General features: G+C 72.1%; 10 protein-coding genes. 4 read left to right on the forward strand and 6 right to left on the reverse strand.

All coding sequences use genetic code 11. The features are described from left to right. Positions 1 to 78: 78 nt before the first annotated feature. Complete coding sequence (locus DTB53_RS02980; protein ID WP_435809098.1) at positions 79 to 1,584, reverse strand: LCP family protein; 1,506 nt, start codon at positions 1,582 to 1,584, stop codon at positions 79 to 81. A gap of 220 nt (positions 1,585 to 1,804) precedes the next feature. On the opposite strand from DTB53_RS02980, the gene DTB53_RS02985 reads away from it, so the two are divergent. Further along, positions 1,805 to 2,833 carry a glycosyltransferase family 2 protein gene (locus DTB53_RS02985; protein WP_012380644.1) on the forward strand — a complete coding sequence of 343 codons (1,029 nt, stop codon included), beginning with the start codon at positions 1,805 to 1,807 and terminating at the stop codon, positions 2,831 to 2,833. A 76-nt stretch (positions 2,834 to 2,909) separates the two neighbouring features. Here the strand turns inward: DTB53_RS02985 and DTB53_RS02990 are convergent, their stop codons facing one another. The 4 genes from DTB53_RS02990 to DTB53_RS03005 all read right to left on the reverse strand — a co-directional run bounded on the left by DTB53_RS02990 (position 2,910) and on the right by DTB53_RS03005 (position 9,245). Then, the gene (locus tag DTB53_RS02990) at positions 2,910 to 4,379 is read right to left on the reverse strand and encodes an LCP family protein (protein WP_012380645.1); all 1,470 of its coding nucleotides are present in this window, start codon (positions 4,377 to 4,379) and stop codon (positions 2,910 to 2,912) included. Between the two features lie 292 nt (positions 4,380 to 4,671). Continuing rightward, entirely contained in the window at positions 4,672 to 6,459 is a 1,788-nt protein-coding gene (locus tag DTB53_RS02995) for an LCP family protein (RefSeq protein WP_003968718.1), read from the reverse strand. A gap of 224 nt (positions 6,460 to 6,683) precedes the next feature. Beyond that, positions 6,684 to 8,315, reverse strand: coding sequence for an LCP family protein (locus DTB53_RS03000; protein ID WP_012380647.1), 1,632 nt, complete (start codon positions 8,313 to 8,315; stop codon positions 6,684 to 6,686). Positions 8,316 to 8,492: 177 nt separating this feature from the next. Beyond that, on the reverse strand, positions 8,493 to 9,245 hold the full coding sequence (locus DTB53_RS03005; protein WP_012380648.1) for a TIGR03089 family protein: 753 nt from the start codon (positions 9,243 to 9,245) through the stop codon (positions 8,493 to 8,495). Positions 9,246 to 9,382: 137 nt separating this feature from the next. On the opposite strand from DTB53_RS03005, the gene DTB53_RS03010 reads away from it, so the two are divergent. From DTB53_RS03010 to DTB53_RS03020, 3 genes are all read left to right on the forward strand, one after another. Further along, positions 9,383 to 10,930, forward strand: a complete 1,548-nt coding sequence (locus tag DTB53_RS03010; RefSeq protein ID WP_042497018.1) for a peptidoglycan recognition protein family protein — start codon at positions 9,383 to 9,385, stop codon at positions 10,928 to 10,930. Positions 10,931 to 11,009: 79 nt separating this feature from the next. Further along, positions 11,010 to 12,101, forward strand: coding sequence for a mannose-1-phosphate guanylyltransferase (gene manB, locus DTB53_RS03015; RefSeq protein WP_012380650.1), 1,092 nt, complete (start codon positions 11,010 to 11,012; stop codon positions 12,099 to 12,101). A 91-nt stretch (positions 12,102 to 12,192) separates the two neighbouring features. Then, entirely contained in the window at positions 12,193 to 13,212 is a 1,020-nt protein-coding gene (locus DTB53_RS03020; RefSeq protein WP_012380651.1) for a DNA-3-methyladenine glycosylase family protein, read from the forward strand. A 15-nt stretch (positions 13,213 to 13,227) separates the two neighbouring features. Here DTB53_RS03020 and DTB53_RS03025 read toward each other — a convergent pair whose 3' ends face one another. Next, positions 13,228 to 15,180, reverse strand: a complete 1,953-nt coding sequence (locus DTB53_RS03025; protein ID WP_012380652.1) for an APC family permease — start codon at positions 15,178 to 15,180, stop codon at positions 13,228 to 13,230. Between the last annotated feature and the right edge of the window lie 24 nt (positions 15,181 to 15,204).

Genomic DNA, 15,204 nt, shown 5'->3' on the forward strand with positions numbered 1-15,204 from the left:
TCCCGCGCGGCCCCACCGGACCGCGCGCGTCCGCGTACGCCGCTGCACAGGCGCCACGAGCGGCTTCGCGCGCAGGACCTAGGGGCAGACCACCTCGTCGCCCCGCACCGTGGAGAACTCGCCCGCCTGCCGGCTCTCCGCCCGCACCCGCCGCACCTCCGTGAAGTCCGAGCCCACCGTCACCTTCAACTGCGGTCCCTGGCCCTTCACCGCCTTCAGTTCGCTCCCGGGCAGCGCCGCGGCCAGGGACTTGGCCGACCGGTCCCAGCGCGGGTCGTACTCCACGAGGGTCCGCTTCAGCTCCCGCGCCTCCCCGTTGAGCGGGGCCTCGGTGGTGGCGAAGCCGGTCGCCCGCAGTGCCTGGTCCACTGTCCGGCCGAGGCCGTCCTTCGGGGTCCCGTTGTAGACCTGCACCCGGACCTGCTCCGGCGCCACGTCCACGAGCGTGGCCGCCGGCTCCTTCGGGCCGGCCGCGGGCTTCGGCTCCGCCGGGGCCAGCGGCTTGTCCTCGCGCAGGGCCTGGAACAGCTTCTTCGCCTTCGCGGCATCCCACCGCACCGTCGAGCCGATGCCCTTGACCGGGAAGCTGGGGTTGCCGACCGGTACGGAGGCGAACTCCGACGAGGCCGGCCCGAAGCCCTTCATCGCCTTGCCGAGCGCCAGCATCTGCTCCGTGCCGAAGCCCTCGTCGGCCCGGACCGAGCCGAGCGCCGACGCCGAGACCTGCTGGAACTTCACCGGGTTCAGGAGCACCCCGCTGCTCGTCACCTGCTTGATCAGCGCCGCCAGGAACTTCTGCTGGCGCTGCATCCTTCCCAGGTCGGAGCCGACGTCCACATGGCGCGAGCGCACGTACTGGAGCGCCCGGCCGCCGTCCAGCTCGTGCGAGCCCGCGGGGAGGTTCAGACCGGTGTACGAGTCCTTCATCGGCCGCGCCGTGCAGATCTTCACCCCGCCCACCGCGTCGACCGTCTTCATGAAGCTGGTGAAGTCGACCTCCAGATAGTGGTCGATCTTGACCTTGGTCATGTTCTCGACGGTCCGCACGGTCAGCGTGGGCCCGCCCTCCGCGTACGCGGCGTTCAGCTTCACCGGGTGGCTCTCGTGGTGCTTGCCCGTGGTGCGGTCGGTGTGCGCGGGCATCTCCGCGTAACTGTCCCGGGGGAGGCTCACGACGCTCGCCCGCTGCCGGTCGGCCGACAGATGGACCAGCATGATCGTGTCGGTGCAGTGGCAGGGGGCGCCGCCCAGCCGGTACTTCTTCCTCTCGGCCTCGGTGATCGTGTCCCGGCCGTCGGTGCCGACGAGCAGCAGGTTCGTGCCGTGGCCCCCCTGGGGGCGGTTCTTCATGTCCTTGAACGGATCGACCCGGCCGATCCCGCCCTCCAGGCTGGTCACCACGGCGTGCCCGATCCCGCCGGCCCCCAGCACCAGCACCGACAGGCCCGTGGCCACCCGCATGCCCCAGCGGGGCCGCTCGTCCTGCGTGCGGCGGCGGACCGGCCGGGTGCCCTCGGGCGGACGGCGTCGCGGGGGAGTGGTGCGGGGCTGCGGCGGACGCTGCGGTCGTTGCGGTGCGGGCACGGGGGAGACACCTCCGGGGTGCAAGGGAGACACCTCTGCGGTGCAAGGGGACCATCGCACGTTAGGCCCATACGATCTCCGTCCCGGCCCACGACCCGGCCGCGCGCACCGGTATCCCCCATTCGCGGTAACGTGGCGGCCGAATGACGCCACTTCCCCGGGGCGCCCGCCTCCCGCGGCGCGGTGCCCCCGGCGCCCCCGAGGACCACCCGAGGACCACATGTCTGCCGCGCAGTACCCCGCCGTCTCCGTGATCATGCCGGTGCTCAACGAGGAACGTCATCTCAGGAACTCGGTCCGGCACATCCTGGAGCAGGAGTACCCCGGTGAGATGGAGGTCGTGATCGCGCTCGGCCCCTCCGCCGACCGTACGGACGAGATCGCCGCCGAACTGGTCGCCGAGGACCCCCGGGTCCACACCGTGCCCAACCCCACCGGCCGCACCCCCGCCGCCCTCAACGCGGCGATCAAGGCCTCCCGCCACCCCGTCGTCGTACGGGTCGACGGCCACGGCATGCTCTCGCCGAACTACATCGCGACCGCCGTCCGCCTCCTGGAGGAGACCGGCGCGCAGAACGTCGGCGGCATCATGCACGCCGAGGGCGAGAACGCCTGGGAGGACGCCGTCGCCGCCGCGATGACCTCGAAGATCGGCGTCGGCAACGCCGCCTTCCACACCGGCGGCCAGGCGGGCCCGGCCGAGACCGTCTACCTGGGCGTCTTCCGCCGCGAGGCCCTGGAGCGCGCGGAGGGCTACAACGTCGAGTTCATCCGCGCCCAGGACTGGGAGCTGAACTTCCGCATCCGCGAGGCCGGCGGACTGATCTGGTTCTCGCCCGAGCTGAAGGTCCAGTACCGCCCGCGCCCCACGGTGAAGGCGCTCGCCAAGCAGTACAAGGACTACGGCCGCTGGCGCCACGTCGTCGCCCGCTACCACTCCGGCTCGATCAACCTGCGCTACCTGGCCCCGCCGACCGCCGTCGTCGCCATCGCGGCGGGCCTGGTCGTGGGCGCGGCGGTCACCCCGTGGGCGCTGATCGTCCCCGGTGGTTACGTCGCCGCGATCGTCGCCGGATCGCTGCCCGCGGGCAGGGGCCTCTCGCTGAAGGCCCGCGCACAGATCCCGGTCGCGCTGGCGACGATGCACATGTGCTGGGGCTTCGGCTTCCTCACCAGCCCCCGGTCCCTGGCCAAGCGGGTCATCGCCAGCCGCCGCCCGGCGCTGAACGGCAGCAGCGAGACCGTCTGACCCCGGGCTCCCGACGCGTGCGAAGGGCCCCACCGCCCGGCGGTGGGGCCCTTCGCGTACACGTGTCGTTACGGCGTCACCAGGTGTAGTTCGGGTTCACCTTCATGCAGGCCTTGTCGTCGTCGCCGTTGAGGGCGCCCGCCGACTCCGGGGTCTTCTCCTTGCCCTTCGACACCGGGAAGGCGCCCTCGTCGCGCCAGTCCGCGCCCACGGCGAGCGAGATCCCCGAGACCTCCGTGGACTTCTTCACCTGCGACAGCGGAACCCCGAGCGCCTTGGCCACCGCCTGCGCGTCGCCCTCCAGATCCGCGCTCGGATACAGGATCGACGTCCGCGCCACCCCGGTCACGTTGCCCGGGTCGACGGTGGTCTTCGCGAAACCCGCGTCCTTCAACGCGTCCGCCACGTGGCCGGCGCGCCCCGCGGCCGGCCCCAGCGCGTCCGTGGCGGTCCCGTTCCGCACGGCGACCGAGATCTCGCCGACCGGCGCCGACGGGTCCTTCGTGGCCTCCGGCTTCTTCCGCTTCGACGCCTTGCCGTCCAGCGGTACGTCGTCGCGGACCATCCGGAACAACTGCTCCGCGTCGCCCGCCTTCGGGTAGACCCGGCCGTTGTTCGCGCCGGTGCCGTACACGTTGGGCATGGTCGACATCGTGATGCGCTTCGTGGGGACCTTCTTGAACTCCTCGGCCAGGTCGTAGAGCTTCTTGACCGTGTCGAGGCCCTTGTCGACCGTCAGCGCCTCGGTGGCCGCCTCGGCGAGGTTCATCAGCTTCGCCGGGTCGGTGAGCTTGGTGCCCTTGCGCAGCTCGCGCACCATCGCGTTCATGTACTGGTGCTGGGCCTTCGCCCGCCCCAGGTCGGTGTTGTCCTCGAAGCCGTACCGGGTGCGCAGCCACTGGAGGGCCTGCTCGCCCTTGACGTAGGTGGTGCCCTTCTCCAGCTTCAGCCCGGAGCCCTTGCCGTCCCGGCCGCGGGAGTTGATGTTGGCGTCGACACAGACCGGGACGCCGCCGATCGCGTCGGCCATCGACACCACGCCGGCGAAGTCGATCATCATGAAGTGGTCGATCCGGATGCCGGTCAGCTCGTACCAGGTCGCCACCGTGCACCCCGGACCACCGCGGCCCAGGCTCTCGTTGGTCTGCACGTCCCCCGTACTGGCCGGGAAGACCTCGCCGTCCGGGGCCGTGCACTTGGGCATCTTCAGCATGGTGTCGCGCGGCATGCTGATCACGGAGAGGTTGCTGCGGTCCGCGGAGATGTGGAGCAGCATCTGCACATCGGCCAGCGGCGGTGCGCCGAAGGTCTCCTTCGCCCCGCCCAGCTTCTGGTTGGCCTTGGAGTCCCGGGCGTCGGAACCGATGAGCAGGATGTTGAGGGGGGTCTGCCCGGCGGAGTTGGCCTTGTGATCGGCCATCTGCTTGTCGCCGAGGGTCAGATCCTCCTTCTTGATGTTGCCGTTGAGGTGCTCGTAGTAGAGGTAACCGGCGCCGCCGGTGCCGAGTATCAGCAGGGCGAGCACGCAGGCGCTCCAGCGCACCACCCGACGCTTGGCGCTCTTGGGCGCACGGCGGCTGCTGCGGGCCCGCGCGCCGCCGGCGTTTGCGGGCCGGCCCGGGGCGGCCCGGCGACCGCCCCCCGACGTCTCACGGCCCCCCGGCCCGTCGCCGTCGCCCTGACGGGCGCCCTCCTGCGGGCTCTCGTCAGGGCTCTCGTCCCAGCCGAGCCGATCGGCGCCGCGGACGCGTGATCTCGTCCGCCCCCCGGGCGTGCTGCTCCGTCCCACCGGACCCCCCATGCTGTTCAGATTTCCGCTGCGGCGCGGTGACCGGGTGTCACTGGGCGCATACCGCCTTGTCGGCGCTTGCCTTCTCGATGTCCTTCGGCGGCTTCGCCGGTCCGGTGATGAGCTGGCCCGCGCCCTTGAAGTCCGCCCCCAGCGTGAGCACCATCGCCTCGAGTCCCTCGGCGTCGGTGGTGCCCTGCTTCATGGCCGTTGCGGGAAGTCCCATCATCTCGGCGAGCGCCCGGGCCTGGTCGGCCTGGTTGGGCGCGTACTCCAGCGTCGTCTTCTTGATCTTCTCGGGTGCGTTGGCCTTGTTGGTGGACTTCGGCACCCCCTGCACGTTCTGGAGCCAGTTGACGGTCGAGCCCGCGGCGCCGGGGATCTCACCGCCGTTGAGGACGTCCACGCGTACGTCGGCGGCCTCGGCCTTCGGGCCCTTGAGCAGGGCCGCCTGCTTGCCCTTGGCGGCCTTCTCCTTCTGCTTCACCTCGGTCAGCGAGGTGTCGGAGCGCATCATCGCGAACAGCTGCTCGCCCTTGACCGGGTCCACGACCACGGTGATGGGCTTCGGCTCGGCCGGGTTGTCTATGACCGGCATCGTGAGGAAGCTGATGTTCTTCGTGTCGACCTTGCCGATCTCCTGGGCGAGCGTCATCAGCTTCTGCGCGTCGCCGATGGCGGTGTCGACGGTCAGCGCCTTGGTGGCCGCGTCGGCCAGCTTGTACAACTTCTTCGGGTTGGTCAGGGTGTCGCTCGACTTCATCTCCCGGATCATGGAGCCGAGGAACTGCTGCTGCACCTTGATCCGGTCGAGGTCGCTCCGGTTGCCGAAGCTGTCGCGGGTGCGCAGCAGGGCCAGCGCCTGCTCGCCCTCGACCTTCGACTCGCCCTCGGGCAGCTTCAGATGCGACTTCGGGTCGTCGATCGGCTTCGCCATGCAGACCTTGACGCCGCCGACCGCCGACGTCAGGGCCTTGACGGCGTTGAAGTCGACCATCATGAAGTGGTCGGGCTTGAGGCCGGTGATGTTCTCGACCGTCTGCATCGTGCAACCGGGGTTGCGGCCGTTCTGGCCGAGGCTGGTGTTGAAGCGTTCGTTCGCGGTGCCGGGGATGACCGTGGTGGTGCCGTCCTCGTTCTTCGTCTCGCACTCGGGGATCTCGGTCACCAGGTCGCGCGGGATGCTCATCGCCGTCGCGTTGGTCCGGTCCTCGGAGACGTGGAACAGGATCGTGGTGTCGGCGTGGCCCTCGCTGCCCTTGTCGCCGTACCCCTCGTTGCCCTTGCCGGTGCGCTTGTCGGTGCCGATGATCAGGATGTTCATCGGGCCGTCCGTGACGACGTTCTTGCTGCCGGCGTCGCCCACGTCGATGGCGTCGATGTTCCCGTTGAGCTTCTGGTAGAGCGCGTACGCGCCGGCCGAGCCGGCGACCACGACGAACGCCATGACCCCGCCCGTCCACAGCAGCGCCTTCTTCTTGCGCGACTTCTGGGGCTTGCGCTTCCGGCGGCCGGCCGCGGGCGGTTCGGCGGCCCCGCGGCGCTCCCCCTGGGAGCTGCGGCGGCTGCGCTGGCCGGGCACCTCGCGGCGCGGCCCGTCCGGGGCGCCCTCGCGCTCACGGGAACCGGCCCCGCGGCGCCCCGAACCCTCGCGGGACGAACCGGTCCGGGAGCCGCCCCGGCGACCGGTTTCCTCGGCCGTAGCCGTACGCGAAGGGCTGCTCGACTCCCCAGTGGAGTGATCCAGTCGCAATTCGTAATTGCCGGTCTGCGGGTTGAGTACCCACTGGTCGGCGGGGTCGATATCGTCCGCCCGTCCACGACTGTGCGCGTCCACGGTTGCCTGCGTCCTCCGTCGGTGCCACGCGAGGCGCCCTCCCCCGGCAAGGCGCTCGTTCCTTCGCTCCAGCAGTGCACGACCTGACGGCCGGAAGCACCGGATCGCGTCACACTATCCGGCCGATTCCGCGTCGAGCGACGTGCGTGACACATTCCACGCCCTTTACAACCGGGCATTCTTCCCATTAGCCGTCGATTGCGTTCTATGTCTTGGCAATTGCTTTACTGCTTGCACAGGTCGTCCGCCGCGCTCGAACCCGAATAGGTGGGCGTGGGCGTCGGACTCTCGGACCCCGCGTCGTCCGGCTTCCCGTCCTGCTTCCCCTCCTGCTCCCGCCGCGCTTCCTCCAGTTCGTCGGCCGGGACCACGGCGACGGGCCGGTCCTCGCGGAGTTGCTCGAACAGGTCACCCGCGTCCGGTTCGACGAGTTCGTCCCGGTTCGCGTTGTTGCGGTACGGCTGCCGGGGCACGGTCAGGAACTGCACCTGCTCGGTCGGTACGTTCCGCATCCCGCGCACCAGGTCGTACAGGTCGCGCAGCGAGTCCAGCCCCGGGTCCGTGGTCAGCGACTTGGTCGCCGCGTCCAGCACCGGGTAGAGGCGCGTCGGATTGAGCAGGACGCCGTTGCTCTGCATCTTGTTCACCAGGGCGCCCAGGAACTGCTGCTGGCGCTCCATGCGTTCGGTGTCGCTGCCGTTGCCGAGGGTCTTGCGCGCCCGTACGTAGCCGAGGGCCTCCTCGCCGTCCAGCGTCTGCCGGCCGGCCGGAAGCTCCAGGTGCGCGTCCTTGTCGTCGATCGGCTCCTTGAGGCAGATCTCGACCCCGTCCACGGCGTCGACCATGTCCTTGAAGCCGTTGAAGTCGACGACCATGTGGTGATCGACGCGGATGCCGGTCATCTTCTCCACGGTGCGGATCGTGCAGGCGGTGCCGCCGAGCTCGAACGCCGTGTTGAACTGGGTGAACTGCTTCCGCGTCTCCTTGTCGTCCGCGGTGCGGCAGCTGGGGATCTCCACCATGAGGTCGCGGGGGAGGGACACGGCGGTCGCGCTTTTCCGGTCCGCCGCCAGGTGCAGCAGGATCGTGGTGTCGGAGCGCTGGCTGCCGCCGTCGTCCCGGCCGTACTTCCGGTTGTCCCCGGCCCGGCTGTCGGACCCGATGAGCAGGATGTTCTGGGCGTCCATGACGACCGGGGCCGGCCGCTCCTTCTCGTACGCCTTGAGCTCGGCGGCGGCGCTCGTGTCGGTGGTGATGTTCCCGTCGAGCTTCTGGTACATCCACCAGCCCACACCCGCGGCGACCAGCACGAGGAACGACGCGCCGAGCGCGGTCCAGCGCAGCCAGTGCCTCTTGGGGGCGGCCGTGCCGCCGTCCTTGGGCCGCTCGGCCCAGGTCTGCACCCCGGCGCCCCCGGCCCCGGCGGGCTCGGGGGCCTCGGTGGCGGGCTCGGTCGCGGGGTCGGGCTCGGCGGTCAGCGCGGCCGCCGGCCCGGAATCCGCCTCGGTCGTGGCCCCGGGCCCGGCGTCGGCCGCGGGCCCGGAGCCCGCCTCGGCCTCGGTCTCGTTCCCGGAGCCGGCCCCGGTCCCGGGCTCCGCGGCGGCCGGGGTCTCCGCCCCCGCCGCCGCGTCCTTCGCGGTCCGAGGGGAGTCCGCGGGCCCCTGGGCGTCCCCGGCCGCCGGGCTCCCGTCCGAACCGCCCCGCGGCGAACCGCTCCCGGGGGCCCCGCCCCCGGCGTTCGCGCCCTCGGGCCCGGACTCCTCCTGCGACCTGCCCGGTGAGCCCTGTGGCTTGTCCCCGGCCGGGTGGTCCGGGTCGGACGGCGGGCCAGCACTGTCGGTCACGTCTGCGTCCATCCTTCACGTTCGGCGGCGCGAGGGGCCGCCGGTCGCAGGAGTAGACGGCTGAAACTCACGCTTGGTTGTGCACGGCCAGGAGAGTGGTCTGTACCGCCCGATCATCTACCCGCTCCGGAGCCGATTACCGAGGACTCGGCCCGCTGTGGGCCGGACGAGTGCACCTCAGGGCGCTTGTCATACCGCGGTGTTGGTGACCCGCTCGCTCCTGGTCCGCTCGGCCAGCCCCGCCGCGTCGAGCTGCCCGAGGTGGCGGCAGAGCACCACGGACCCGCCGGCCGCCAGTGGCGCGAAGAGTCCGGCGCTCAGCCCGTCCCAGCTGTCGTACGAACGCCCGGTGAGCAGCCGGGATCCCGGCGCGAGTCCGAGGGCGTCGGCGTCCTCACGGGCCCGGGCGACGAGCTGCGCGCCCGTCAGCCCGATCCCGCCGACGGCCAGCGCCGGCGCCTCCGGGTCCACCGGGGCGAAGGGCGCGAAGCGGTCCCCCTGTCCCGGCACCTCCACCGCGTAGTCCGCGAACCCCTCGGGCGTCCGCGGGAACCGGCCACCCATCGGACGCAGCGCGAGGGCCACCCGCTCGCCCCGGCAGGCCCGCGCCCGCTCCAGCGTGTCCGGACCGGTCACGACGAGATCGGCGGCGGCCGGGTCGCCCTGGACCTCGGCGACGACCCCGACGGAGGAGCAGGCGAGCAGCCACACCGCGGACTGCCAGTGCGCGGGGAGCAGCAGGGCGAGCCGGTCGCCCGGCTCCGCCGCGAGGTCGCCCTGGAGCAGATTGGCGGTCTTGGCCACCCAATTGGCGAAGGTGGCCACCGACAGTTCGACGCGTTCTCCGGTGGCGTCGTCGTAGAAGGTGACCAGGGGGCGTGCCGGGTCCGCGGCGAGGGCGGATCGCAGCAGGTCGGCAGGGGTACGGTCGCTGGAGTTCATCCGCGCAAGCGTACGCGGGGCCGCCGTGCGGGGCGGGCTGAACGGGTGTCACGTCCACCGGTTCGGCCGACGGCGCGTCACGTCGGGGCAGACGCCCGGGTCGCCGGACTCATCACCATATGGCCAGGATCATGCGTATGCGTGCACTATTGGTCACCTCAGTCGGCGTCACCTGCGCGGCAGCCCTCACCCTGCCGCTCGCCGCCCCCGCCCTGTCCGTCCCGGCCGCGCACTCCGCCTCGGCCCGGCCTCCCTCCCTGTCACCCGGGTCCGGCCCGCCGTCGGCCCGGACCGCAGCCGCCCCCGACCGCGCGAACGAAGCCGACGAGGTCGGCGAAGAGGGCTCGGGGCGCGTCCTCGGCGACCCCGGAGCAGCCACCCCGCGCACCGGCGAGCCCCGTTCGGCCGGGCTCGCCGGCTCGACGCAGTCCCTGCCCCTGGAACCCCTCGCCGCACCGTCCGACCGGTCCATGGGCCCCGCGACGGCCGGCCAGGGGCTGGACCGGCGGACCGCCCGCCCGTTCTCCCTGGTCGGCGTGGTCTGGGACGACGCCGACGCCGAACTCCACGGCACGGTCCAGGTCCGCACCCGGGCGACCGGTTCCGCGGACTGGTCGCACTGGCAGGACGTCGAGACCCACAACGCCGAGCACGCCGCCGACCCGGGCAGCGCCGAGCGGGAGTCCGGCGCCGTGCGCGGATCGACCGCCCCGCTCTGGGTCGGCGACTCGGACGGCGTGGAGGTACGCGTACGCCCGGAAGCGGCCGATCCGCAGCACGGGTCCGCCGCGCCGCTCCCCGAGGGGCTGCGCCTCGAACTCGTCGACCCCGGCGAGGACCCCGCGCCCCGAACCGCCCCCGACGCCACGGCCGGCGGGCACGTCACCCGGGCGACGTTCGCGGGCAGCCCGGTGCCGCCGGCGACGACGGCGGTCGTGCCGGAGGCGCTCACCGCCGAATCCGCCGCGACCTCGGCCGTCAACGCGGACCTCGCGCCCCTCGGCGCCGCCGTCATCCCCGCGCTGACCAAGGCGCAGACGGAGGCGGAGGCGACGATCGTCGCGGCCGGCGCGAAGCCGTACATCGGGCCCCGCCCGAAGATCGTCACCCGCAAGGGCTGGGGCGCGGACGAGAAGCTCCGCGAGCGGAACTTCGCGTACACCAAGTCCGTCAAGGCCGCCTTCGTGCACCACAGCGCGACCGGGAACAACTACACCTGCAAGCAGGCCCCTTCGGTCCTCCGCTCCATCTACCGCTACCACGTCAAGAGCAGCGGCTGGCGCGACTTCGGCTACAACTTCGCCGTCGACAAGTGCGGAAACATCTACGAGGGCCGCGCCGGAGGCGTCTCCAAGGCCGTCCTGGGCGCCCACACGCTGGGCTTCAACACCAACACCATGGGGGTCGCCGTGCTCGGCACGTACTCCTCCACCAACCCGCCCGCCGCCGCGGTGACCGCCGTCTCCAAGCTCACCGCCTGGAAGCTCGGACTGTTCGGGGCCAACCCCAAGGGCAAGGTCACCCTCGTCTCCGGCGGCAGCGGCAAGTACGCGAAGGGCAAGAAGGTCAAGATGAACGTCATCTCGGGCCATCGCAACGCCTTCGCAACCGAATGCCCCGGAGCGCGTCTCTACAAGAAGCTCGGCAAGGCCCGGACCAGCTCCGCCAAACTGCAGGGCCGCTGACCGGGGCGTTTCCGACCGGTCTGCTTAGACTGGCCAGCCACAACCAGGCCAGGCCCCAGCAGGAAGCAGAGACGGTGCTGTGACAGAGGCAAAAGAAGCGATCCTCCTGGTCGGTGGCAGAGGCACCCGGCTGCGCCCGCTCACGGTGCACACCCCGAAGCCGATGGTCCCGGCGGCGGGGGTCCCCTTCCTCACCCACCAGCTGGCGCGGGCCAGGGCGGCCGGGGTGGAGCACATCGTGCTCGCCACGTCCTACCTGGCGGAGGTCTTCGAACCGTACTTCGGCGACGGGTCCTCGCTCGGCCTGCACATCGAGTACGTCACCGAGCAGGAACCGCTCGGCACCGGCGGAGCCATCCGCAACGTCGCGCCGAAGCTGTCCTCGGGGCCGGACGAACCGGTCCTGATCTTCAACGGCGACATCCTGACCGGGCTCGACATCCGGGCCCTGGTCACCTCGCACACCGTCTCCGGGGCGGATGTCTCCCTGCACCTGACCCGGGTCGAGGACCCGCGCGCCTTCGGCCTCGTGCCGACCGACGCGACGGGCCGGGTCACGGCGTTCCTGGAGAAGCCGCAGACGCCGGAAGAGATCGTCACCGACCAGATCAACGCCGGTGCGTACATCTTCCGGCGCTCGGTCATCGACACCATCCCGGCCGGCCGCCCCGTCTCCGTCGAACGCGAGACCTTCCCCGGACTGCTCGCCTCCGGCGCCCACCTCCAGGGCATGGTCGACTCCACGTACTGGCTGGACCTGGGCACCCCGCAGGCGTTCGTACGCGGCTCCGCCGACCTCGTCCTGGGCCGTGCCCCCTCCCCGGCGGTCCCCGGCCGATGCGGCGACCGCCTGGTCCTGGAGACGGCCACGGTGGCGGCCGACGCCAAGCTCACCGGCGGCACGGTGGTCGGCGCCGACGCGGTGATCGGCGCGGGCGCGAGAATAGACGGCTCGACGATCCTGGCCGGAGCGGTCGTCGAGGCGGGCGCGGTCATCACGGACTCCCTCGTCGGGGCCGGCGCCAGGATCGGCGACCGTACGGTGCTGGCGGGCGCGGTGATCGGCGACGGGGCACACGTGGGCGCGGACAACGAACTGCGGGACGGGATCAGGATCTGGTGCGGCGCGGTCCTGCCGGACGCCTCGGTCCGCTTCTCCTCGGACCAGTAGCCCGAACCCGCCTCCCGGGACCGGTGGCCCCGGAGCCACCCCCGTACCCTCGAAGGGACCGACCTCTCACCCCCAGAACCCCGAGGCCCCCGTGGCAGGACGATTCGCCCCCCGCACCGCGCGGGACACCGCGCGAGCGGCGCTGCCGCACCAGGCCGCCGCCCCGGCCCGCCGGACGGCTCCGGCCGCGCCCGAGGGGCCGCCGCTGACCCGGGAGTGGACCCCGCCCGGGCCCCTGGACCTCCGCCTCGTCCTCGGTCCCCTGCGGCGGGGTCCGGCGGACCCCACGTTCCGGATGGTCGCGGACGGTACGTTCTGGCGGGCCACCCGCACGCCCGAGGGCCCCGGCACCCTGCGTCTCGCCGCGCGCGGCGAACGGATCGAGGCGGCGGCCTGGGGCCCCGGCGCGGACTGGCTGCTGGCGGGCGTCCCCGCGCTCCTGGGCGCCGACGACGCCCCGGAGGCCTTCGTCCCCCGCCACCGCCTGCTGGCCCTGACCCGCCACCGCCGCCCCGGGCTGCGCCTCCTCCGCACGGGGCTGGTCATGGAGTCGCTGATCCCGTCGGTCCTGGAGCAGAAGGTCACCACGGACGAGGCGTACCGCGCCTGGCGCCACCTGGTCCGCCGCTTCGGCACCCCGGCCCCCGGCCCCACCGCCGAGCTGGGCCTGCACGTCATGCCGGACCCGCGCGGCTGGGCGATGATCCCGTCCTGGGAATGGCACCGGGCGAACGTCGACGCCAAGCGGTCGTCCACCATCCTGCGCGCGGTCCGCGTGGCCCGCCGACTGGAGGAGGCGGCGACGATGGACCTCCCCGAGGCACTGACCCGCCTGCAACTGATCCCCGGCATCGGCCCCTGGACCTCGGCCGAGACCCTCCAGCGCTCGAACGGCGCACCGGACGCGGTCACCGTCGGCGACCTGCACCTCCCGGGCATCGTGGGACACGCCCTCGCGGACAACCGGGACGCGGACGACGAGGAGATGCTCGCCCTGCTGACCCCGTACGAGGGCCAGCGCCACCGGGCGACCCGTCTGATCCTGCTCTCGGGCCGCACCCCGGAACGCCGGGCGCCCCGGATGACCCCGGGCAACATCGTGAACCTCTGACCGGCCGCCCCGGCCTCAGTCCAGATCGGGCAGCCGGTCCGCCTCCAGTGCCCTGATGGCGTGCGAGGCGTTGAACGGCAGGATCGTCACCGAGACGTGGGGCAGCTGCTCCAGGGTCCGGGCCATGGTCTCGCCGGTGCCCCGGTGCAGGAGCTTGCCGAGGGCGTTGGCGTACATCCGCCGCGGCACGATCACCGTCAGGGCGCTCCGCCCGTCCTCGGTGGTGCGGACGGCGAGCTCCTTCATCGCGTGGCGCAGCCGACGGTCCGGGCACGCCACCAGCTCCAGCTCGACGGAGGTCGCGGAGGTCGACTCCCACACGGCGGCGAGCCGTTGCGCGCGCTCCTCGTCGATGGCGAAGTGCACGGCCCGGACGGAGTCGGGCCGCAGCTCGTGCGCGTGGCGCAGGGCCTTCAAGGTGGCCAGGTCCAGAGTCTCGACGAGGACGAAGACCTGGTGGCGGCGGGTCCGGGGCCGGTCCGCGCCCGCCGGCAGGCGCTCCAGGGCGGCGGCCTCGCGCCGGTACTCCCGGTTGATCCGGATCAGCGCCCAGACGCCGAGCGGGAAGACCACGACGACCAGCCAGGCGCCCTCGGTGAACTTCGTGACGGCGAAGATCAGGACGACGGCGGCGGAGATGACGGCCGCGAGCGCGTTGACCGCGATCTTGACCCGGCGGAGCGGGCCCTGCCGCCGCAGGTGGTAGACGGCGAGTCCGGCCCCGGCCATGGTGAAGGCGGTGAACACGCCGATCGCGTACAGGGCCACGAGGCGGTCCACGCGGGCGCCTGTGACGAGCAGCAGGGCCAGCGAGAGGGCCGTGAGCGCGATGATCCCGTTGGAGAACGCCAGCCGGTGCCCGCGCCGGGTGAGCAGCCGGGGCAGGAACCGGTCCCGGGCGACGAAGCTGGCGAGGAAGGGGAACCCGGTGAAGGGGGTGTTGGCGCCGGTGTAGAGGACGAGCGCGGTGGCCAGCTGGACGAGGACGAGCCCGACCGTTCCCAGGGATCCGTTCCCGAACGCGAGCCGGGCCTCCTGGGCGATGACGGTCGGGGTGCCGTCCGTGTACGGGACGGCATGCGTGTAGTGGGCCAGCGTGGAGACGCCCAGGACCAGCACCGCGAGGACGCAGCTCATGGTGATCAGCGTGCGACGGGCGTTGCGGCCCTGCGGCTCGCGGAAGGCGGAGATGCCGTTGGAGATCGCCTCCAGCCCGGTGAGGGACGAGCCGCCGTTGGCGAAGGCCCGCAGCACGATGAAGATCGACGCACCGTGGAGCCAGCCGTCGCCGGGGTCCCCGAGCGGCACGACGCCGGGAGCGTTCAGATCGGCCCGCGGCAGGTCACCCGCCAGGGCGCGGACCGAGGCCACGAGGAAGACGAGGCCCATGGCGGCCATGAACAGATAGGCGGGCAACGCGAAGGTCCGGCCCGCCTCCCGCACCCCGCGCAGATTCCCGTAGGCGAGCAGCACGATGACCGCCACGCAGACCGGTACCTGCAGATGGTCCAGGCCCGTCCAGCCGTTGCCGACCAGATGGGCCAGGGAGATCAGCGCGTTCGTACCGGCGGAGACCTGCACGGCGACGGTGACGACGTAGTCGACGAGCAGCGCGACCGCGGCGATCTGCGCGATATTGGGCCCGAAGTTCTCCCGGGCGACCACATAGGAGCCGCCGGCCCGTGTGTAGATGCTGACGACGTCGCTGTAGCAGAGGGTGAGGAGCAGCAGCACCAGCAGGATCGCGCCGGTCACCGGCATGACCACCGTGAAGGCCGCCGCCCCGACGACCGGCACGAGCACCCGGAGCATCTGTTCGGACCCGTAGGCGGACGAACTGATGCAGTCGGAGGCGAGCACGCCGAGGGCGGTCCGGTTGTCCAGCTTCTCCTCGGCGACGCGCTCGGTGGTGAGCGGCTTGCCCAGGAGCCTTCGCTTGACGCGGTACATCGGCCGATCAAGGGTCATGCCACCATCAGAGCGGGCCACCGC

The organism is Streptomyces griseus (assembly GCF_900460065.1).
Lineage (GTDB): Bacteria > Actinomycetota > Actinomycetes > Streptomycetales > Streptomycetaceae > Streptomyces > Streptomyces griseus.

What these genes read in the sequence shown, in the direction of transcription:
- DTB53_RS02985 (WP_012380644.1), top strand. Translation starts at nt 1,805, where the DNA reads ATGTCTGCCGCGCAGTACCCCGCCGTCTCCGTGATCATGCCGGTGCTC.
- DTB53_RS03000 (WP_012380647.1), bottom strand. Translation starts at nt 8,315, where the DNA reads ATGGACGCAGACGTGACCGACAGTGCTGGCCCGCCGTCCGACCCGGAC.
- DTB53_RS03005 (WP_012380648.1), bottom strand. Translation starts at nt 9,245, where the DNA reads ATGAACTCCAGCGACCGTACCCCTGCCGACCTGCTGCGATCCGCCCTC.
- DTB53_RS03010 (WP_042497018.1), top strand. Translation starts at nt 9,383, where the DNA reads ATGCGTGCACTATTGGTCACCTCAGTCGGCGTCACCTGCGCGGCAGCC.
- DTB53_RS03025 (WP_012380652.1), bottom strand. Translation starts at nt 15,180, where the DNA reads ATGACCCTTGATCGGCCGATGTACCGCGTCAAGCGAAGGCTCCTGGGC.